Origin of the sequence: Bradyrhizobium sp. WSM471 (assembly GCF_000244915.1) — a bacterium.
Taxonomy (GTDB): domain Bacteria; phylum Pseudomonadota; class Alphaproteobacteria; order Rhizobiales; family Xanthobacteraceae; genus Bradyrhizobium.
This window is the reverse complement of sequence record NZ_CM001442.1, coordinates 4,707,123-4,727,367: the sequence shown is the minus strand read 5'-3', so window position 1 is coordinate 4,727,367 and position 20,245 is coordinate 4,707,123. Positions and strand designations below refer to the sequence as shown.

The 20,245-nt window shown below is 63.4% G+C and carries 15 protein-coding genes and 1 pseudogene; 14 read left to right on the top strand and 2 right to left on the bottom strand.

The window, feature by feature from the left end:
- Window positions 1–31 precede the first annotated feature (31 nt).
- The 10 genes from BRA471DRAFT_RS21040 to BRA471DRAFT_RS20995 all read left to right on the top strand — a co-directional run bounded on the left by BRA471DRAFT_RS21040 (window position 32) and on the right by BRA471DRAFT_RS20995 (window position 10,838).
- On the top strand, window positions 32–406 hold the full coding sequence (locus BRA471DRAFT_RS21040) for a DUF2946 family protein (RefSeq protein WP_231170948.1): 375 nt from the start codon (window positions 32–34) through the stop codon (window positions 404–406).
- Window positions 407–490: 84 nt separating this feature from the next.
- Window positions 491–2,899, top strand: a complete 2,409-nt coding sequence (locus tag BRA471DRAFT_RS21035; RefSeq protein WP_007610931.1) for a TonB-dependent receptor — start codon at window positions 491–493, stop codon at window positions 2,897–2,899.
- A 26-nt stretch (window positions 2,900–2,925) separates the two neighbouring features.
- Complete coding sequence (locus BRA471DRAFT_RS21030) at window positions 2,926–4,137, top strand: sialidase family protein (protein WP_007610928.1); 1,212 nt, start codon at window positions 2,926–2,928, stop codon at window positions 4,135–4,137.
- Window positions 4,134–4,631, top strand: a complete 498-nt coding sequence (locus tag BRA471DRAFT_RS21025) for a TlpA disulfide reductase family protein (RefSeq protein ID WP_007610927.1) — start codon at window positions 4,134–4,136, stop codon at window positions 4,629–4,631. The genes BRA471DRAFT_RS21030 and BRA471DRAFT_RS21025 overlap by 4 nt, the downstream gene beginning before the upstream one ends.
- Before the next feature lie 28 nt (window positions 4,632–4,659).
- Entirely contained in the window at window positions 4,660–5,181 is a 522-nt protein-coding gene (locus tag BRA471DRAFT_RS21020; protein ID WP_007610926.1) for a copper chaperone PCu(A)C, read from the top strand.
- A 26-nt stretch (window positions 5,182–5,207) separates the two neighbouring features.
- Entirely contained in the window at window positions 5,208–5,723 is a 516-nt protein-coding gene (locus BRA471DRAFT_RS21015) for a YcnI family protein (RefSeq protein WP_156527303.1), read from the top strand.
- Window positions 5,723–7,285 (top strand): CopD family protein, encoded by a 1,563-nt coding sequence (locus BRA471DRAFT_RS21010; RefSeq protein WP_007610922.1) that lies wholly within the window; start codon window positions 5,723–5,725, stop codon window positions 7,283–7,285. Before BRA471DRAFT_RS21015 ends, BRA471DRAFT_RS21010 begins: the two co-directional genes overlap by 1 nt.
- 153 nt (window positions 7,286–7,438) lie before the next feature.
- Complete coding sequence (gene proS / locus BRA471DRAFT_RS21005; RefSeq protein ID WP_007610920.1) at window positions 7,439–8,758, top strand: proline--tRNA ligase; 1,320 nt, start codon at window positions 7,439–7,441, stop codon at window positions 8,756–8,758.
- Between the two features lie 90 nt (window positions 8,759–8,848).
- Entirely contained in the window at window positions 8,849–10,129 is a 1,281-nt protein-coding gene (locus BRA471DRAFT_RS21000; protein WP_035974154.1) for a lipoprotein-releasing ABC transporter permease subunit, read from the top strand.
- A 7-nt stretch (window positions 10,130–10,136) separates the two neighbouring features.
- The gene (locus BRA471DRAFT_RS20995) at window positions 10,137–10,838 is read left to right on the top strand and encodes an ABC transporter ATP-binding protein (protein ID WP_007610916.1); all 702 of its coding nucleotides are present in this window, start codon (window positions 10,137–10,139) and stop codon (window positions 10,836–10,838) included.
- 78 nt (window positions 10,839–10,916) lie between these two features.
- Here the strand turns inward: BRA471DRAFT_RS20995 and BRA471DRAFT_RS20990 are convergent, their stop codons facing one another.
- Entirely contained in the window at window positions 10,917–11,996 is a 1,080-nt protein-coding gene (locus tag BRA471DRAFT_RS20990; RefSeq protein ID WP_007610915.1) for a zinc-binding alcohol dehydrogenase family protein, read from the bottom strand.
- 107 nt (window positions 11,997–12,103) lie between these two features.
- Here BRA471DRAFT_RS20990 and BRA471DRAFT_RS20985 point away from each other — a divergent pair, with 107 nt between their 5' ends.
- The 3 genes from BRA471DRAFT_RS20985 to map all read left to right on the top strand — a co-directional run bounded on the left by BRA471DRAFT_RS20985 (window position 12,104) and on the right by map (window position 17,120).
- Window positions 12,104–12,877 (top strand): helix-turn-helix transcriptional regulator, encoded by a 774-nt coding sequence (locus tag BRA471DRAFT_RS20985; RefSeq protein ID WP_007610910.1) that lies wholly within the window; start codon window positions 12,104–12,106, stop codon window positions 12,875–12,877.
- A 265-nt stretch (window positions 12,878–13,142) separates the two neighbouring features.
- Window positions 13,143–16,292, top strand: a complete 3,150-nt coding sequence (locus BRA471DRAFT_RS20980) for a GAF domain-containing protein (protein WP_007610908.1) — start codon at window positions 13,143–13,145, stop codon at window positions 16,290–16,292.
- A gap of 78 nt (window positions 16,293–16,370) precedes the next feature.
- Window positions 16,371–17,120, top strand: coding sequence for a type I methionyl aminopeptidase (map, locus tag BRA471DRAFT_RS20975; protein WP_007610907.1), 750 nt, complete (start codon window positions 16,371–16,373; stop codon window positions 17,118–17,120).
- Between the two features lie 10 nt (window positions 17,121–17,130).
- Here map and BRA471DRAFT_RS20970 read toward each other — a convergent pair.
- Window positions 17,131–18,449 (bottom strand): annotated as a pseudogene (locus BRA471DRAFT_RS20970) (MFS transporter).
- A gap of 640 nt (window positions 18,450–19,089) precedes the next feature.
- Here BRA471DRAFT_RS20970 and BRA471DRAFT_RS20965 point away from each other — a divergent pair.
- Complete coding sequence (locus BRA471DRAFT_RS20965) at window positions 19,090–19,809, top strand: outer membrane protein (RefSeq protein ID WP_007610903.1); 720 nt, start codon at window positions 19,090–19,092, stop codon at window positions 19,807–19,809.
- The last annotated feature ends 436 nt before the right edge of the window (window positions 19,810–20,245 follow it).

Here is a 20,245-nt window from a genome sequence, read left to right as displayed (position 1 = left end):
TTAGTTAGTAGACGAACGAATGGTTCGGCGGATGCGCGCACGGCTGCAAAAATTCCTACCCCTGGTCCTGCTCGCTTTGGTGATGCAGGTGCTGGCGCCGATTGCCGCCTGTTTGGCGGCTGGCCAGGCTGTGGCCGATCCGCTTTCTGCCGCCGTCATCTGCCACAGCGCGAGCGAGCAGGGCGGCCTGAACGACCGGAATGATGCACCGATCGCGCATGGTGGCGCCTGCGCCCTCTGTTGCCTGGCGCAATTGGGCGCGTCGCTCGATTCGCCGCCGCACGCCGCGCTTTCCGTTCCCTTCCGCCACGCCGAGCGCGTGGTATGGCACGCCGTGGAGGCATCCGCCGGCGCGACCCATAAAGGCACAAACGCCCAGGCGCGCGCGCCGCCTCAATTTTCCTGACGACTCTCGTGATCGTCGCGGTCCGCCGCAGGCGATTGATGCTGTCGAATGGCCGGAGAGAAAGCCCGGCGTCAGGAATGCCCCATGTTATGTTGTCATGCTCGCCGTGGCGCGAGCGTCGTTGCCATTCAGGCCGCGCTGCTTGCCTCGTCAAGCGGAGCCTTTGCCCAAAGCGGCAATACCGAGCTTCCCGCGGTGACTGTCGTGGCCCCGCAGGCTGCCCGTCCCAAACCAATAAGCCGACCGTCGAAACCGCGCGCTGCATCGGCAGGCCGTGCGGCAAGGCCCGTGACGCCAAGCGCAAGCGTCAGCGTATCCACCCAAAACAGGGCCGTGACGGCCAGCGCTGCCCGCGACGGCGTCAATCAGGCGCCGGCCGGTCAGACCGCGACGACCATCGATCGGAGCCAGTTCGACAACCGCCCGTCGTTTTCGGTCAGCGACGTCCTGCGGGATAGTCCGGGCATCTCGATCAAGCAGGGGAACGGCCCCCGCGATTTCGGCATCTCGATCCGTGGATCCAACGCCCGGAATAGCTTTGGCATCCGCAATCTCGTGATCTTCGACGACGGTTTTCCGGTGACGCAGCCGGATGGCCTGTCGCGCAGCGACCTGATCGATCCCCATGCCTATGGCGCGATCGACGTGGTCCGCGGTCCCTCGTCGGCGCTTTATGGAAACTACGCGACCGGCGGCGCGCTCAATTTCCGAACCCGGCCCGGTGGCACGATCGACGGCGTCGAGTATGGCGTCGACGGCGGCAGCTACGGCTATCTCAACAACTACCTGGCGGCCGGAAAGAAGGTCGGTAATTTCGAGGGATCGCTGTTCGCAAGCGATACGCGGGGCGACGGCTACATCGGCAATAGCTGGTTCAATACGCAGACCGTCAACTTCCTCGGTACGCTCAAGGCGACGCCGGACGACCGCTTTACGGTCAAGATCATCAATAATGACCTGAGCGCGCGGTTGCCGATCCGGCAGTCGCTGAACCAATTCCACACCAATCCCTTCCAGCAGGGGTGTACGAGCGGTACGGCGGCGGCCGCCGGATGTCCCACCGTGTCTCTCTTCAAGAACGGCTTCAACGGCGGCAAGGACATCGAGACAGCGACGCAAGCCGGTCTCGGGCGAAACGATCGACGAACCATTGTCGGAGCACGATGGGACCACGACTTCGACAATACGACCACGTGGCGAAACCAGTTCGTTTTCGACGACAGGAACATCAGCCAGCCGACCGGCGCGACCAGCGCCATCGGCGATTTCCCCTCCTACAACTACATGAGCGATATTACGAAGCGTGGCGAAATCTTCGGCATGGAGTCCACCACATTAATCGGCGCCTGGTACAATACACTCGTGGCGTCGAGCGATACGCGTAACGTCATGCCGGGCGGCAACGCCACGTTGGGGCTGCTGCAGGCCAACACCTTCAGCGATACATCCAACTATGGAATACGGGCGAGGGAGGAACTGAAGCTCACTCCTGATTTGACGGCGATAGCCGGAATTGGTTGGGAAACTACAATTCTGAGAGGCGTCAATACCCTCTATAAATACGACACCTTCAATGTTCCGGTAGCGACGATACCGGTGCCCACCACCGCCGATCGCAAGATCGAAAACACGGCTCCTGAGTTGGCGCTGCTCTACAGGCTCAATCCAGAATGGCAATTTCGCGGACGAGTAGCGACCGGATACGGGACGCCGCAGGTCTCGAATCTGTTCGTTCTTCCGAGCGGTGATTTCGGCAACAACACGCAGCTCCAGACGCAAACCAATGTCGGCTACGATCTGGGCTTCGACTGGACGCCGAGCAGTGCGGTCAAACTGAGCGCGACGGCCTTTTACGAGTTTTTTCGAAATGAATTGGTGAGTCAGGCCGTCAGTAACCCGAGCGCGAGCAACGCGACTTACATGTTCAACGCACCGCGATCCGAGCATCGGGGCATCGAACTTGCTGCCGATTGGAAGTTCCATCCGGGCTGGCGGTTCATGGCGGCGTATACCTATCTCGACGAGGTCTACACCGAGTATGTGGAGAACATCACCAATGTCGCGGTGTTCAGCTTCAACCGGGCAGGCAACAAGATCCCCGGAATCTCGCCGAACGAGCTGACGGCCAGGATCGGCTACGACGAATTCGCGGGGTCGCTGACGGGGCTCGGAGGTTTTGTCGAAGTCCAGTGGAAGGAATCCTTCTACATGGACAATGCAAATCTGCTGAAAGCGCCGGGCTATGAGCTGATCAACGTGAACGTCCACTACAAGACGGACCTGGTGTCAGACACCTTCAGATCCCTCAACCTGTTTCTCGAAGTCAGGAACGTATTTGATCGCACTTATGTTGCGTCGGCAAACAACATCACCAATGCGGTGACCACAGCCGGCCTTCCAAATCTTGCCAGCGTGCTCGCGAACACGACGGGATCGATTTACGCGGGCTCGCCGCGCACGTTCGTTGCGGGTATGAAGGTGGCGTTCAAATGATACGGGCTCTCAAAGGGAGTGCGGCTGTGATCCGAAGTGGCTTGTTGGCGATACTCGCTCTCGCCTTCTTGCAAGACGCGGCACTTGGACAGATGCACGCGCAGCATGCGTCGGAGGCCGCTTGTGACGAGCCGACGCTGCGTTGCGCGACCAAGACGACGCCTGCATTCGGTCCGGATGGAACGCTGTGGCTCGCCTGGATGGCGGGCGGGCAGGTTTCAGTTGCGAGTTCGCAGGATGCAGGGCGGAGTTTTTCGCCTCCCACCCAAGTCACGACAAAGCGGCTCAACCTTGATTGGGGGCCGGATGCCCGGCCGAAGATCGTGGTCGATCGAAATGGGGGCATCGCGCTGGCGTTCTCGATCTTCAGGGATGAAGCTTTCAACGGCCAGGTGCTCTACACCCGCTCGTCCGACGGCGGAAAGCACTTTGCGGAGCTGAAGCCCATCACCGCAAACAACGAGAGCCAGCGTTTTGAGGCGCTCGCGCTCGATCAGGATGGAACGGTGTTTGCGGCCTGGCTCGATAAGCGCAATCGTGTTCCTGCAAAGGAGGCGGGGCGAAAATACGAGGGGGCAGGGTTGTTCTTTGCTTCGTCGCGCGATGGGGGCACCACTTTCGGGGATGCTGGTCTCGCGCGTGACAACACCTGCGAATGTTGCCGATTGGGGCTGACATTCGCAACGGCGGGCCGGCCGGCCGTGATCTTCAGAAACATCTTCGAGGGCGGCGTGCGCGATCACGCAGTCATGACCTTTGCCGACATCTCGACACCCGGCGAGATCCATCGCGTCAGCAACGACGACTGGCAGATCAACGCCTGCCCGCATCATGGGCCGAGCCTCACGGTTGCGCCGAACGGGACCTATCACGTTGCCTGGTACACGAACGGAAAGGTGCGGAAAGGACTGTTCCACGCCCACTCGCGCGACGAAGGCCGCACCTTTTCCACGCCGATGGCGCTGGGGCAGCCGGGCCGCAACCCGACGCGCCCGTTCTTGCTCGCAGGCCCGGCGGGAACCCTGATGGTCTGGAAAGAGTTCGATGGTGAGAAGACCTCGGTCCAGATGACGATCTCCCGCGACGATGGCGAGACGTGGTCGCTGCCGAAGACGATATCGAGCACGACCGATACATCCGATCATCCCTTGCTCGTTTCCAATGGCCGACAGACCTACCTGTCATGGATGACGAAGGCGGACGGCTATCGTTTCACGGCAATCGAGGACCAACCATGAAACGTCGGTTTGTGGGCCTTCTGGGCCTCGGTATCTTAATCGCATCAGCGTCAGCGCTAGGAGCGGCGCCAGCCCTTAAGCCCTTCGAGCGCGGCACGTGGCAAAGCGTGCTGAGCGGGCATGCGGGTCGCCCGACGCTCGTGCATTTTTGGGGCGTAACCTGCGGGCCCTGCAAGATCGAGCTGCCGCTGCTCGGGCAATTTGCGAAGAATCATCCCGGGATCGACGTCGTCACGATCAGCGCGGATCTCGTGCCGAACCTGCCGGCGGCGACGCAATCGATGCTCGATAAAGCGGGGCTGTCGACGACCGAAAACTTCATCTTCAACGACGGTTTTGTCGAGCGTTTGAGGTTCGAGATCGACCCCGGCTGGCAGGGCGACATTCCCCGGACAATGCTCATATCGCGCGATGGAGTCATCACGACGATTGAAGGCTCGGCCGAGATAGCCGACTTCGAAAAATGGTCTGCGCAACAACTCACCAAACACTGAAAGTCAATCTGCAAACGGGAAGACCGATATGAAGACGATGTTGAAAGATGTGCTGATCGCAGCGTTCGCTCTCGCGCTCTGCACGGCACCAGCGGCGGCCGACGACGTCAAGGCGGGCGATCTCGTCATCTCGCAGGCGTGGAGCCGGGCGACACCGGGCGGAGCCAAGGTCGCCGGCGGCTATCTCACCATCGAGAACAAGGGCACAGTGGCCGACAAGCTGGTCAGCGTTTCCGCCGATATCGCGGGGAAGGCCGAGGTTCACGAGATGGCGATGGAGAACGGCGTGATGAAGATGCGCCTGCTCGATAAGGGCCTCGTGATCGATCCCGGCAAGACGGTGAAGTTCGCCCCCGGCAGCTACCACCTGATGCTCCAGGAGCTGAAGGGCCCCTTCAAGCAGGGCGACAAGGTGCCGGTGACGCTTCAGTTCGAGAAGGCCGGTAAGGTCGCCGTCACCCTCGACGTCCAGGGCGTCGGCGCGCAGGCGCCCGGCGAGGGCGGGCACATGATGAAGAAAATGCCGGATCATCCGGGAATGAAGATGTGATGAAACAGATCAAGCCTTCCATGACTATGCATCGAATCCTTGCGAGTCTGATCGCCGCGCTCGCGGCGTCCCCCGCGGCGGCGCATATCACGCTAGAGACCAAACAGGCGGCGGTCGGCTCCTACTACAAGGCCGTCTTTGCTGTGCCGCACGGCTGCAAGGGATCGCCCACGGTGAAGATCCGGGTGCAGATTCCGGAAGGGGTGATCGCGGTGAAGCCGATGCCGAAGGCGGGCTGGAGTGTTGACGTGGTCGAGGGCAAATACACCAATGAGTACGACTACCACGGCAACAAGCTTTCCTCCGGCGTCAAGGAGGTGGCCTGGTCGGGCGGCAAGCTGCCGGACCACAATTACGATGAGTTCGTCATCAGCAGCTTCCTCACCACGAGCCTGACGCCGAACACGACGCTGTATTTTCCTGTCGTCCAGGAATGCGAGACCGGCGTCAGCCGCTGGATCGAGATCCCCACGGAGGGGGCCGGGCATTCGCACGAGGGCAAGTCACCGGCGCCGGGTGTAAAACTCCTGCCAAAACCCTGATGCGCCTGCTCGCCGCGCTCGCGACGCTGCTTCTTGGTGTCGGCTTTGCGACCGGCGTCTCGGCGCACGCGGCGCTGGTCGCGGTCGAGCCGCCGAGCGGCAGCATGCTTGCGAACGCGCCGAAGGCGGTGGAGTTGCGCTTCAACGAGGCGGTGACGCCGGGTGCCATCCAATTGATCGACGGCGCGGGCATGGCGCGGGATGATGTGCGCGTCAACGCATCGGGCGAGACCATCTCGGTCGCGATGCCGGCTGACATGCCGCAGGGGACGGCGGTCGTCAGCTATCGCGTGATCTCGCAGGATGGCCATCCCGTCGCGGGATCGGTGATCTTCTCGATCGGCATGCCGACGGGGACGCAAGCTCTCGCCAACGCCGCTGTCGGATTGAACGTGCTGATCTGGCTGGCGCGGGTCGGTCTCTATCTTGGCCTGTTCGTCGGCGTCGGCGGCGTGTTCTTTGCGCGCTGGGTTGCGTGGTCGATGACCGGCATGACCGTTCCGTGCATGGCGCTCGCCATCGGCGTCCCGAGCGCGGTGGTGTCCCTTGGCGTGTTGGGGCTGGATCTCCTCGGCCTACCGCTATCCGCTCTCGCGACGATGGCTTCCTGGAGAGTCGCATTGGGGACCAGCGCGGGCCCGGCCTTGCTCGTGTCCATCACTGCAATGCTGCTCGCGTTGCTGGCGCTAGGCAACGCGTGGTGCGCGCGCGCTCTGGCGATCATTGCCTTCGTCGGCGTCGGCTTGTCGCTGGCCATGACCGGGCACGCCGCTACGGCACCGCCCGAACTGTTGACTCGGCCGGCAATCTTTCTCCATGGTCTCGGTGTCGCGTTCTGGATTGGGGCCCTCGCGCCGCTGGTCGCGCTGTTGTCGAAGCGGCCCGCCGCGGCTTTGCCTGTCGTAAACCGCTTTTCTCGCATCGCCGCGCCGGTCGTTGGCGTTCTCGCATTGACCGGCCTCGCGCTCGCCATCGTTCAGCTTGAGAAGCCGTCTGCATTGGTCGAGACCCGCTACGGATTGATCCTCTCGATCAAGCTTGCGCTGGTCCTCGTGCTGCTGGCGCTTGCCGCGCTCAACCGCTTTCGCCTGACTCCGGCTCTGGCGGGGGATCACGGGGCCGCGCAGAGCCTGAAGCGCTCGATCGTGCTCGAATGCGCCATCGCGCTAGGCATCTTGGCCGTCGTGGCGGGCTGGCGCTTCACGCCGCCGCCGCGAACGATCGTTCCGGAGACGCCGCTGGCGATCCACATCCACACCGACAGGGCGATGTTCCAGGTCCTGGTCTCGCCGGGTAAGGTGGGTATCAACGATTTCGTGCTGCAGCTCATGACCGGCGAGGGGGCGGTGCTCGGGGCCAAGGAGGTGACGCTGACGCTGAGCCTGCCCGAACGCGGCATCGAGCCAATGGAGCGGAACGCCTCGCTCGGGCCGGACAGCTACTGGCACGTGCGCAAGGTCGAACTGCCCTTTGCGGGCCGCTGGCATGTGCGGATCGACGCGCTGGTGAGCGATTTCGAGAAGATCACGCTGGAGGACGAGCTCGAGGTGGCGGCGCCCTGAACCCGGCTCTTCGGCACCTCGCGTCGAACCTGAAGTCGACGGAAAAATGACAGGAATTCCGCTGTGTTAGCGGGTTTTCCTCATTCCCGGTCTTGTGTTTTGGCTCCCAATCCGGTTTCACTGCAAGCCATCACTGATTCCTCGAGTATTGCCATGCGGTTGTCGCGGTTCTTTCTGCCCATCCTGAAGGAAAATCCGAAAGAGGCGGAGATCGTCTCGCATCGGCTGATGCTGCGTGCCGGCATGATCCGGCAGGAGGCCGCCGGCATCTATGCCTGGCTGCCGCTCGGCTTCCGCGTGCTCAAGAAGATCGAGCAGATCGTGCGCGAGGAGCAGGACCGCTCCGGCGCGCTTGAGCTGTTGATGCCGACGCTCCAGCTTGCCGACCTCTGGCGCGAGAGCGGCCGCTACGACGCCTATGGCCCCGAGATGCTGCGCATCGCCGACCGCCACAAGCGCGAGCTGCTATACGGGCCGACCAACGAGGAAATGATCACCGAGATCTTCCGCGCCTATGTGAAGTCCTACAAGAGCCTGCCGCTGAATCTCTATCATATTCAATGGAAATTCCGCGACGAGCAGCGTCCCCGCTTCGGCGTGATGCGCGGCCGCGAGTTCCTGATGAAGGACGCCTATTCGTTCGACCTCAACGAGGCCGCGGCGCGCGTCGCCTACAACAAGATGTTCGTGGCGTATTTGCGCACCTTCGCGCGGATGGGGCTGAAGGCGATCCCGATGCGCGCCGAGACCGGCCCGATCGGCGGCGATCTCAGTCATGAGTTCATTGTGCTCGCCGAGACCGGCGAATCCGGCGTTTTCATCAATCGCGACGTGCTGGACCTGCCGGTGCCGGGCGAGGACGTCGACTATGAGAGTGATTTGACGCCGATCATCAAGCAATGGACCTCGGTCTATGCGGCGACGGAAGACGTTCACGACGCCGCGCGCTTCGAGCAGGAAGTGCCCGCGGACAAACGGGTGAACACCCGCGGTATCGAGGTCGGGCAGATCTTCTATTTCGGCACGAAGTATTCCGATGCGATGAAGGCGCTGGTCGCGGGCCCCGACGGTGTCGACGTGCCGATCCACGGCGGCTCCTACGGCGTCGGCGTCTCGCGCCTGCTCGGCGCCATCATCGAAGCCTGCCATGACGATGCCGGCATCAAATGGCCGGAGGCCGTTGCCCCGTTCCGCGTGTCGATTCTCAACCTCAAGCAGGGCGATGCCGCGGTCGATGCGGCCTGCGAGAAGCTTTATGCGGAGCTGTCCGCCAAGGGCGTCGACGTGCTCTACGACGACACCGACCAGCGCGCCGGAGCCAAATTCGCCGCCGCCGACCTGATCGGCATCCCCTGGCAGATCATGATCGGGCCGAAAGGGCTTGCCGACGGCAAAGTCGAGCTCAAGCGGCGAAGTGACGGCGCCCGCGAGACCATGTCGCCTGCCGACGCCGTCGCAAGACTTGTGGGCTGATAAGGCTGGTTGGCTGAATATTGTTCATCGCCCCAGATCGCGGCCGCCAATCCGGCCACATTTGACCCCGAATCATGGGACTATCAAGCGATGGATGAACCCATGACCGAGACGATACAGACCGCGCCTTTTGCGCCATTCGAGTGGATGCTGTCGGCGCGTTACTTACGCGCGCGCCGCAAGGAGGGATTCATCTCGGTTATTGCCGGGTTCTCCTTCCTTGGTATCATGCTGGGCGTGGCGACGCTGATCATCGTCATGGCCGTCATGAACGGCTTCCGCAAGGAGCTGCTCGACAAGATCCTCGGGCTCAACGGCCACATCCTGGTCCAGCCGCTGGAATCGCCCCTGACCGACTGGAAGGACGTCGCCGACCGCCTTAGTCAGGTCCAGGGCATCCGGCTCGCAGCGCCCGTGGTGGACGGCCAGGCGCTGGCGTCGTCGCCGTGGAACGCCTCCGGCGTCCTGGTGCGCGGCATCCGCTCCGACGACCTCAACAACCTCACCTCGATCGCCAAGAACATCAAGCAGGGCTCGCTCGAGGGCTTCGACGACGGGCAGGGGGTTGCGATCGGCCGGCGCCTCGCCGACCAGCTGTCGCTGCACGCCGGCGACAGCATCACGCTGGTGGCGCCGAAGGGCGCGGTCACCCCGATGGGCACGACGCCGCGCATCAAGCCGTACAAGATCGCCGCGGTGTTCGAGATCGGCATGTCCGAGTATGATCTCGGCTTCGTGTTCATGCCGCTCGCAGAGGCGCAGGCCTATTTCAACCGCAGCAACGACGTCACCTCGATCGAGGTCTTCACCACCAACCCGGATCAGATCGTCGCGTTCCGCCAGGCCGTGACGGAGGCGGCGGGCCGGCCGGTGTTCCTGGTGGACTGGCGCCAGCGCAACTCGACCTTCTTCAACGCGCTCCAGGTCGAACGCAACGTGATGTTCCTGATCCTCACCATGATCGTGCTGGTCGCGGCGCTCAACATCGTTTCCGGCCTGATCATGCTGGTGAAGGACAAGGGCAGCGACATCGCGATCCTGCGCACGATGGGGGCCTCGCAAGGCTCGATCATGCGCATCTTCCTGATCACGGGCGCCTCGATCGGCGTGGTCGGTACGATGGTCGGCTTCATCGTCGGGCTGGTGATCTGCCTCAACATCGAGTCGATCCGGCAATTCCTGTCCTGGCTGACCAGCACCGAACTGTTTTCGCCAGAGCTGTATTTCCTGTCGAAGCTGCCCGCCGAGATCGACATCGGCGAGACCTCGGCCGTCGTCATCATGGCGCTGACGCTGTCGTTCCTGGCGACGCTATACCCGTCCTGGCGCGCCGCGCGCCTCGATCCCGTCGAAGCGCTGCGGTACGAGTGAGGGGCTGATGGAGAGCCAGGGGGCGGAAGATGTACCGGTCATTTATCTCCACGAGATAAAGCGACAGTACTTGCAGGGTGAGGTGCCGCTGACGATCCTCGACGGCGCCAAGCTCGCGCTGTGGGCGGGCCAATCCGTCGCGCTGGTGGCGCCGTCCGGCTCGGGCAAGTCGACGCTGCTGCATATCGCGGGACTGTTGGAAGCGCCCGATTCCGGCGAGGTCTATGTCAATGGCGCGCCGACCTCGCAACTGCCCGACATCGAGCGCACCCAGCTTCGCCGCACCGATATCGGCTTCGTCTACCAGTCGCACCGGCTGCTGCCGGAGTTCTCGGCGCTGGAGAACGTCATGCTGCCGCAGATGATCCGCGGCCTCAAGAAGTCCGAGAGCGTCAAGCGCGCCAAGGAAATCCTCGGCTATCTCGGCCTCGGCGAGCGCATCACGCACCGTCCGTCCGAACTATCGGGCGGCGAGCAGCAGCGCGTTGCGATCGCGCGCGCGGTGGCCAATGCTCCGCGGGTGCTGTTCGCGGACGAGCCGACCGGCAATCTCGATCCGCACACCGCGGACCACGTCTTCCAGGCCCTGATGCAGCTCGTCAAGGCGACCAAGGTCTCCATGCTGATCGCGACCCACAACATGGAGCTCGCCGGCCGGATGGACCGCCGCGTGTCGCTGTCGAACGGCCAGGTCATCGAGCTCGAATAAAAAAACGCGAAAACAACCCCATGCACAGTAGCCAAGTGCTTGGCCGGACTGACGAAAAAATGGCGCTCCCCGGGGCGTTCAAGGCCGGATCACCGTCAATTTGAACGGCCCGCCATTGGCGGCGGCATGGGCTACCGCCTCATTGGCGTGGTCGAGGTCGAAGGTGGTGGCCTCGTACTCCTCCAGCCTGAGCAGTCCCGCGCGCACCAGCGCGATCAGGCGGCCTGCCGCATCCGGCGGATACATCCAGACGCCGTGAATGCTGATGCAGTTGCGCATGATCCAGGGATAGGGCAGCTCGAGGCCCGCGCCGCCGGCCATGCCGACACCACCCATCAGCACGACGCGGCCGTAAGCGCGCACCGTCATGATCGCCGCGCGCACCACATTCGTACTCACCGAGGGTGGCATGATGTCGAGCACGCAGTCGATCGGACCGGGTGCCGCACGCTTCATGCGCTCGCGGTCGTCGTCCTCATTGCCGGAGAGCCTGACCGGCTTGACGCGATCGCCGAAGCGGCGGACGAGGTCGGCGAGAATAGTCTCGTTGCGACCGGGCGCGACCACGCAGGCTGCGCCCATCGCAAGCGCGACCGAGACGGCTGCGCTGCCGAAATTGCCGGTGGCGCCGCTCACCAGCACGGTCTCGCCGGGCTCAAGGTTGGTGGCAAGGAAGCCGCCATAGGGCACCAGCAGCGTCCCCAGCGCGCACCATCGCGTGGCTTCGTCGGACGTAATTTGGCCCAGGCGCTTTACGTTCTCCGTCGGCACCCGCATCTGCTCGGCGAAGGAGCCGTGGCGAAAATGCTGTTGCAGGCGCATGGCGCCGGCACCGGGGGCGGTGAGTCCTTGCAGGGCAATGTCGGGCGCCGCGGCGTCGTCGCGCGAACGCACCGTCGGGTCGCAGAACACCCAGTCGCCAACGCTGAGCTTCGTCGCGTCCGGGCCGATGGCGCGCACTCTGCCGATGCCGCCTGGCCCAGGGATGATCGGCAGGTCGAGCGCATAGTTGCGCGCGCCGCTGAAGACCTCGTTCATGTAGGACAGCACCCGCGTTGCGATGACGTCCACGATGACCTCGCCCGTGCCGAGCACAGGGTCCGCGGCTTCCTCGATCGCAAGGGGCGATCCAAATGACTTCAATACGGCAGCTTTCATGATCTCACCTCAAAGTGGGGTGAAGCCCATATGCGCCGGCTTTCCAGGCCAGGGAAGGCCTGGTATTATCCTAGTATTCCCGAGGCCCTCCATCGAGGCACGTCACCATGGCCGACCCACGCCGCGTCGAATTCGGCGACTTTCTCAGGTCCCGCCGCGAAAAGCTGTCGCCGAAGATGGTCGGGCTTCCCGCGGGCCGGCGGCGCCGCACGGCGGGCCTGCGCCGCGAGGAGGTCGCGCAGCTCGCCGGCATCGGCGTCGACTGGTACATCCGGCTCGAACAGGGCCGCACCGTCAGCCCCTCGGTCACCACCGTCGACGCGCTGGCGCGTGCGCTACGCCTCAGCAAGACCGAGCACGCCCATCTCAAGGCGCTCGCGCGCGACGGCGACAGGCGCGCGTTCACGCGCGAGATCGTGCCGCCGCCGGTTCGGCGGATGATCGAGAGCCTGGCGCAGCCGGCCTACATCACGGGGCGGCGCTGGGACGTGCTGGCCTGGAACGCGGCGGCCGAGGAGATCTTCGGGTTCGGACAATTGCCCGAGCAGGACCGCAACACGCTGCTGCTGGTGATGACGAACAAGCAGACGCGAAAATTCTACGGTGCCGGCTGGGCCGATGTTGCCAAGAGCATGGTCGCGATGTTTCGCGCCACTCACGACGTCTGGGCCGGCGATCCCGCCTTTACGGAATTGCTGACGCGGCTGCGTGAGGGCAGTCCGGAATTCGTCAAATGGTGGGAAGCGCACGAGATCCGCAGCACCGCCGCGGGCCTCAAGATCATGAACCATCCGACCAAGGGCGTGCTCCGGTTCGAGCACACCAGCTTTCAGGCCAATGACGATCCGGCGCTGAAGCTGGTGATCTATACGCCGGTTTAGGACGGTGACCGATGCGTACGGGCACGCGGCTTGGATCACTAGCCGACCACCTTGAGCGACCAGATGGATGTTGGGGTCGGCATGGTGCCCACTATGGGTGATGGCGGAACCTAAATGCCATCATGCGGTTATCGCGCAGACAATTTGCGCGACCCGCCTGCATCACTCGAAGTTCAGGCGGGCTACCTTTGGTGGAAGCGAACAGCAGCGGGACGAGCAAGCAGCTAGCTCATCGTGGAGCTGGGAAAGTGGCAGGGGAAGACCAATGACGACAGCGACCGGGGTCCGCTCGGCCGATCGCAATTCCGTCTTAGCCACACTCGGCGACTACATCCGAGAGATCAGCAATCCCGACGATCTCGCCTATGCTGCGGCAGAGCTGCTCGGCCGCAGCCTCAACGTCAGCCGGGCGGGCTATGGCACCGTCGACACCTCAGCCGAGACCATCACCATTGTCCGCGACTGGAACGCACCGGGCATCCTGAGCCTCGCAGGCGTGCTGCGCTTCCGCGACTATGGCAGCTACATCGAAGATCTCAAGCGGGGCGAGACCGTCATCTGTGCCGATGCGGAAAAAGACCCTCGCGTCGGCGATCGTGCCGAGGCCCTTGCGGCGATCTCTGCGCGCGCGCTCGTCAACATGCCGATCTCGGAGCCCGATGGGGTCGTGGCGCTGCTGTATTTGAACAATGCCGGGCCGCGCGAATGGAGCTCTGAAGAGCTGGAGCTTATTCGCGACGTTGCCGAGCGGACGCGCACGGCGGTAGAGCGCCGCCGTGCGGAGACGGCTGTGCGGGAGAACGAAGCCCGGCTTGTTTTCCTGGACGCACTCAACAAGGAGACGGCCAGGACGCGCGATGCCGACGGCGTGATGGCGGTCACGACCAAAATGGTCGGCGAGCATCTCGGCGTCTCGAACTGCGCCTATGCCGACATGGACCCGGATCAGGACGGCTTCACGATACGGGGCGATTGGGCCGCGCCCGGCGCAATGCATATCCTCGGTCACTACAGTCTGGCCGACTTCGGCAAGAAGGCGGTGCGAGAGTTGGGCGCGGGCAGGCCGCTCATCATCAATGACAATTTGAGGGAGATTGCGCCGGACGAAGCCGCCACTTTCCAGAACATCGGGATCGGTTCGACGATTTGCATGCCCTTGGTGAAAGAAGGGCGACTGACCGCCTTGATGGCGATTCATCACCGCGGCCCTCACCGGTGGACGCCGCGCGAGCTCGCCTTGCTCACTGAAGTGACCGAGCGATCGTGGGCCCACATCGAGCGCGTTCGATCGGAACAGGCAGCGCGGGAGGCTGCCGAACGACTGACGCTTGCGAACAAGGCGGCTGGTATCGGCACCTGGGACTACGACCCTGTGAACAACGTTCTTCGATGGGATAGCCGCTGCAGGGAGGTGTTCGGTCTACGGCCGGACGCCGAAGTCAGCTATGAAGGGTCGTTCCTGAAGGGCCTCCATCCCGAGGACAGGCAGCGCGCCCACGAGGCCGTGTCCGCAGCCCTGACGCCGCACGCGCCGACGACCTACAATATGGAATACCGAACCATCGGCATCGAGGACGGGGTCGAACGCTGGATCGTCGCGACCGGTCAAGCCATCTTTGCCAACGGCCAGGCTGTTCGGTTCATCGGAACGGTTCTGGATATCACTGCGCAAAAGAAAACCGAGCGTCATCTTAGACTACTGAATGATACCGGGGCTTCGGTCTCTCGCGAACGCGACCTCGACAAGATCGTCCAGATCGTGACGGATGCCGGCGTCGGCCTCACCGGGGCTCAATTCGGCGCCTTTTTCTACAACGTTCTGGCGCCGGATGGCGGCAGCTACATGCTGTATTCGCTGTCGGGTGCGCCGCGATCCGCGTTTGAAAACTTTCCGATGCCCCGCAACACCGCCGTCTTTGGCCCGACCTTCGAGGGCTCCGGCGTGGTGAGGTCCGACGATATCCTGCAGGACCCCCGCTACGGCAAGAACGCGCCGCGGAAAGGCATGCCCGAGGGCCATCTTCCGGTCCGATCCTACCTGGCGGTCCCTGTGATCTCGCGAACCGGCGAAGTCCTCGGCGGACTTTTCTTCGGCCACGCCGAGACGGGCAAATTCCAGGCCGAGCATGAGGCCGCCTTGCTTGGTATTGCGGGCCATGCCGCCACCGCCATCGACAACGCCCAGCTCTTGACCCGGCTCGAGGCGCTCAATGCCGGATTGGAGCAACGTGTTGCCGACGAAATTGCCGAGCGCATGAAAGCTGAAGAGCAATTGCGGCAATCCCAGAAGATGGAAGCCGTCGGGCAATTGACCGGAGGCATTGCCCACGACTTCAACAATATGCTCGCCGTAATTCTCGGCAGCCTGAATCTTGCCAAGCGGCGGCTCGGCAGGGGAGAGGTCAGCATAGACCGCTTCATCGAGGGCGCGATCGACGGTGCAAATCGCGCAGCCACGTTGACGCAGCGGCTGCTCGCGTTCTCGCGCCAACAGCCGCTCGCGCCTGAAATCGTGGACATCAACAAGATGGTCGGCGGGATGAGCGAACTGCTCGAGAGATCGCTTGGCGAGCTTATCCGCCTCGAGACGGTCCTGGCGGCTGGCCTCTGGCGGGTCAAGGCAGACCCGGCCCAGCTCGAAAGCGCCATGATCAATCTCGCGGTCAATGCGCGCGATGCCATGCCAAAGGGCGGCAGGCTGACGATAGAAACCAGCAATGCCTCGATCGATCTAATGTATGCTCGCGAGTACGCACTCGCACCCGGGCAGTACGTTCTCGTGGCCGTGACGGACAACGGCACGGGAATTCAGTCCGATGTGCTGGGCAAGGTGTTCGATCCGTTTTTCACGACCAAGGTTGTGGGCAAGGGGACCGGCCTCGGCCTCAGCCAGGTCTACGGTTTCGTGCGGCAGTCGGGCGGCCATGTCAAAATCGACTCGGAAGTCGATGTTGGCACGACCGTGAAGATCTACCTTCCACGCTTCGCTGGCGAGGAGGCGGGCTCAGATCTGTCGCAGGAAGACATAGCCGCCGGTGCAAGCCATCAGAATGAAACCATTCTCGTCGTGGAGGACGACGAGCGCGTCCGCAGCATGTCTTCGGAAAGCCTGCGCGAACTTGGCTACACCGTCATCGAGGCAGCCAGCGCCAAAGAGGCGATCAGGACGATCGAGAATGGCTTCGTTCCAGATCTGCTGTTCACGGATGTCGTCATGCCCGACATGACGGGCGCCGAACTGGCGGCCGAGCTGTCAAGACGGTACCCGGAGCTGAAAGTGCTGTTCACCACCGGCTACACGCGCAATGCAATCGTTCACAATGGCGTGCTCGATGCCGGCAAGCATCTGCTTCCGAAGCCCTTCGCTATCGATGACCTGGCTGCCAAAGTCCGCAGCTTGCTCGACGAGATATGAACGCGCTTCGCAAACGATCTCTCCCGTTTGCAAGCCGTCGTCACAAGGGCTATGTCCCGGCTTTCGGAAGAGCATGACATGACAATCTCGGATGACAACGACCTCGCGCGCCTGAAAGAGATCGGGCGAATCGTCGCCAATACCCTGGAGGCAATGGGGAAGGCGCTCGAGCCGGGCATGACCACCTCCGAGCTCGACCGGATCGGGCGAACGCTGCTGGAGGCTGCCGGCGCACGTTCGGCGCCGGAGCTGGCCTACGACTTTCCGGGCGCAACCTGCATCAGCGTGAACGAGGAGATCGCTCATGGCATCCCGGGCGATCGGCGGATCGCGCGTGGGGACCTCGTGAACATCGACGTGTCGGCCGAGAAGAACGGCTTCTTTGCGGATACGGGAGCCTCGTTCGCCGTTCCACCCGCAACGCGAGCGGTCGAACGTCTTTGCAGGGATGGCCGGCGCGCGATGTGGACGGGCCTGCAGCAGGTCGGAGCCGGCAAACCGATCGCCGGTATCGGTCAGGCCATCGGGACCTTTGCGCGGAAGAACGGTTACAGCCTGGTCAGGAATCTTGCGAGTCACGGCGTCGGCCTGTCGCTCCACGAGGAGCCGACGGAGATCGCAACATGGCCCGACCGCTCCGAACGCCGCGTCATGAGCGAAGGCCTCGTGTTCACCGTCGAGCCGTTCCTGTCCCTTGGCGCCGAATGGGCACAGGATGGCGATGATCCGTGGACGCTCTACAGCAGCCCCGAGGCGCCGACCGTTCAATACGAGCACACTGTGATCGCCACGCGAAGCGGACCGTTGATCGTGACGATGGCTGGTTAAGGAGGCGTCCTCAAGCCACCGGATCTCGCGCAGCATCCGAACGGCTTCGATCGTCCGGCGCCAGCGGCGGTGCACGTCTCGCCGGAGGAGTCTCGGGTAAGGCGGTCTTGCGTCCCGAGCTGATATCGACCGGAACAGATTTGGCGTCGCGATAGGCGACAATCCAGATCAGGAAACCCAGAACTGCCAGCGCGGCGCCGACGGGACCGGTGGAGGTCCACCCCAGCCCTCGCGAATGGCGAGACCGCCGAGGAACGGGCCGAGCGCATTGGCTGTGTTGAACGCCGAATGGTTGAGTGCGGCGGCGAGCGCCTGCGCGTCTCCCGCGACGTCCATCAGGCGCGTCTGGAGGATGGCGCCGAGCGAGACGCTGGCGCCGATCGCGAAGACGTCTGCCGCCAGCGCCCAGGGATTGCCGGCGGCGAGCGGAAACACGGAGAGCGCGACCGCCGAGAACAGCAGGATGCAACCCGCCGTCGGCATCAGCGCGCGGTCGGCAAAGCGCGGCACGACCAGATTGCCGAGCGTGGCGCCGATGCCGAACACGGCCAGAAAAAACGGAATGACCGCCGGGCTGACCTTGGTCACCTCGATCAGCGTCGTCGCGAGATAAGTGTAGACGGCGAACATGCCGCCGAAGCCGATGGCGCCGATCGCCAGCGTGATCCAGACGCGGCCGCTTCGCAACGCTCCGAGCTCTCGCAGGGGATCGGACCGGCCAGCCTGGTCGCGCGGCGCGAACAGGGCGCACAGCAGCACCGTGAGCAAGGCCAGCACCGACACGAGGCCGAAGCTCGCGCGCCAGCCGATCGCCTGCCCAATCAGATTGGCGAGCGGCACACCGACGATGGTGGCGCCGGTCAAGCCGAGCATCACCTGGCCGATCGCCTGCGAGCGACGATGTTGAGGGACCAGCGAGGCCGCGACCAGCGCGGCGATGCCGAAATAGGCGCCATGCGGCAATCCCGAGAGAAAACGCGCCGCGATCATCGAGCCAAAGCCCGGCGCCAGCGCGGTGAGGGTGTTGCCGAGCGCGAACACGGCCATCAGAACCAATAGCTGCGCGCGCCGCGCGAACCGTGCGCCGAGCACGGCGATCAGCGGTGCGCCCAGCACGACGCCGAGGGCGTAGGCGCTGATCGCGTGCCCCGCCGTCGGCTCGTCGACCCCGAGATCGGCCGCGAAGAACGGCAACAGGCTCATCGACGCGAATTCGGTGGTCCCGATCGCAAAGCCGCCCATCGCGAGCGAGAACAGGACGATGGCGAGATGAGGGGGCGCGGAGGCGGCGGTCGCGCGCGGCGAGGTCGCTTGCTTCGATGTCGTCATATGTCCTGCAATGGTGGCGTCAACGGGAACCAGCCCAGCGAACGTCGCCACCCCTGCAAGATTTCTCCGTCCTAGTTAAACCCGGATCGGTCGGCGTCAACACTGGACGCTCAACGCAAGGCAGGCCGCATATCAGCGTCCCGATTTGTGAGCACGACGCGAACACCGGGCTTCTTGGTTTGCTCGTCCGCTTCAATTGGACGAGCGCGGCGCATCTCAACGCAGCAAATAGCGCGGTGAATTGCTCAGCCCCGGCCATTCATCCCCGGTAACGCAGAAAGGATGATAGGTCCCGAACGCGCGCGCCGGCGCGCTTGCGCCGAGCGTGAGCGTAAATGTGGCGAGGGCGAGCGAAAATGTGGCGACAATGGGGAGAGCAATTCGTCTCCGCATTCGTTGTCCAATCACGCGAACGTGCGCGCGACGTTGTCACGCGCGCGTGCTGTGTATGTCGTGTAGGCGATATCGGAACTCGTGAAACCACTTGTTTCAAAGGGTTTCCAGCGCGCACGGTAAATCTTCATTAATGAAGCGCGACCCTTTGGCGCGAACTGTGGCGTCGAGGTTACAGCAATTCCGTCGAGCGCTGCTATGACGACGCCACGGCCCGGGGGCCTAACGAAACTGGAACGGGAATCAAATGAACAAGAATCTGTTGCTTGCTGCTGTGAGCCTTGTCGCGCTCGGCGCGGCTGCACCGGCGGTGGCTGCTGACCTCGCTGCGCGGCCTTACACCAAGGCGCCGGCGATGGTCGCCGCGATCTACGACTGGAGCGGCTTCTACATCGGTATCAACGGCGGCGGCGGTTCCGCACATTCGACCTGGGATCTCGTCGGCGGTGGCCGCGAGGGTTCGCACGATGCGACCGGCGGCACGGTCGGTGGCCAGATCGGCTATCGCATGCAGTCGGGCCAGTGGGTGTTCGGTATCGAAGGTCAGGGCAACTGGGCTGACTTCTCGGGCGACAACGTCAGCGCGCTGTTCGCGACCCGCAACCGTTCCAAGATCGACTCGTTCGGTCTGATCACCGGTCAGATCGGCTACGCCTGGAACAACGTCCTCATTTACGCCAAGGGCGGTGCGGCTGTCGTCGGCGGCAAGTATGAAGTCTCGACCACGGGCGGCGCACTGCTGTCCTCGAACGATCAGACCCGCTGGGGTGGCACGATCGGTGCCGGCCTCGAGTACGGTTTCGCCCCGAACTGGTCGGTTGGCGTCGAGTACAACCACTTGTTCCTGCAGGACAAGAACGTCACCTTCGCGCTGGTGCCTTCGACCGATCGCATCCGTCAGGACGTCGACATGGGCCTCGTCCGCCTGAACTACAAGTTCGGTGGCCCGAGCCTCGGCCGCTACTGAGTAAAAGACTGCTATCGATCGCTCGACTTCGAGCGGTCGGCGAAAGCCCCGGCCATCGGCCGGGGCTTTTTGTTGTTCAAGTTCAGCGGGTTAACCATTCCGCTGCGAGATGGCCGAGACGGCTTGACTCCTGAGAACGAAATGAGAACAATGTTCTTCATACGTTCTCGCCATGGAGCAAGCCATGTTCAGGATTTTCGTCGAAGAAGCCGCCGCGTTGGCGTCGATCGCGCTGTTTGTCGGGATGATCGCGATCTGGGCCCAGGTGCTCCCGCAGCTCTAGGGGCGGGACAGGTTGGGGAAAAGCAGGACGACGCGGCCGATCGGCCGTTCCGGCGTGGACTCTGGCACCATGACGCCCCACCATCGTGAGGCGAGTCGGCCAGGCGAGTGCAGGATGCCTCCGGTGCCGGTGTCCGCTCCATCTCATCTGCAA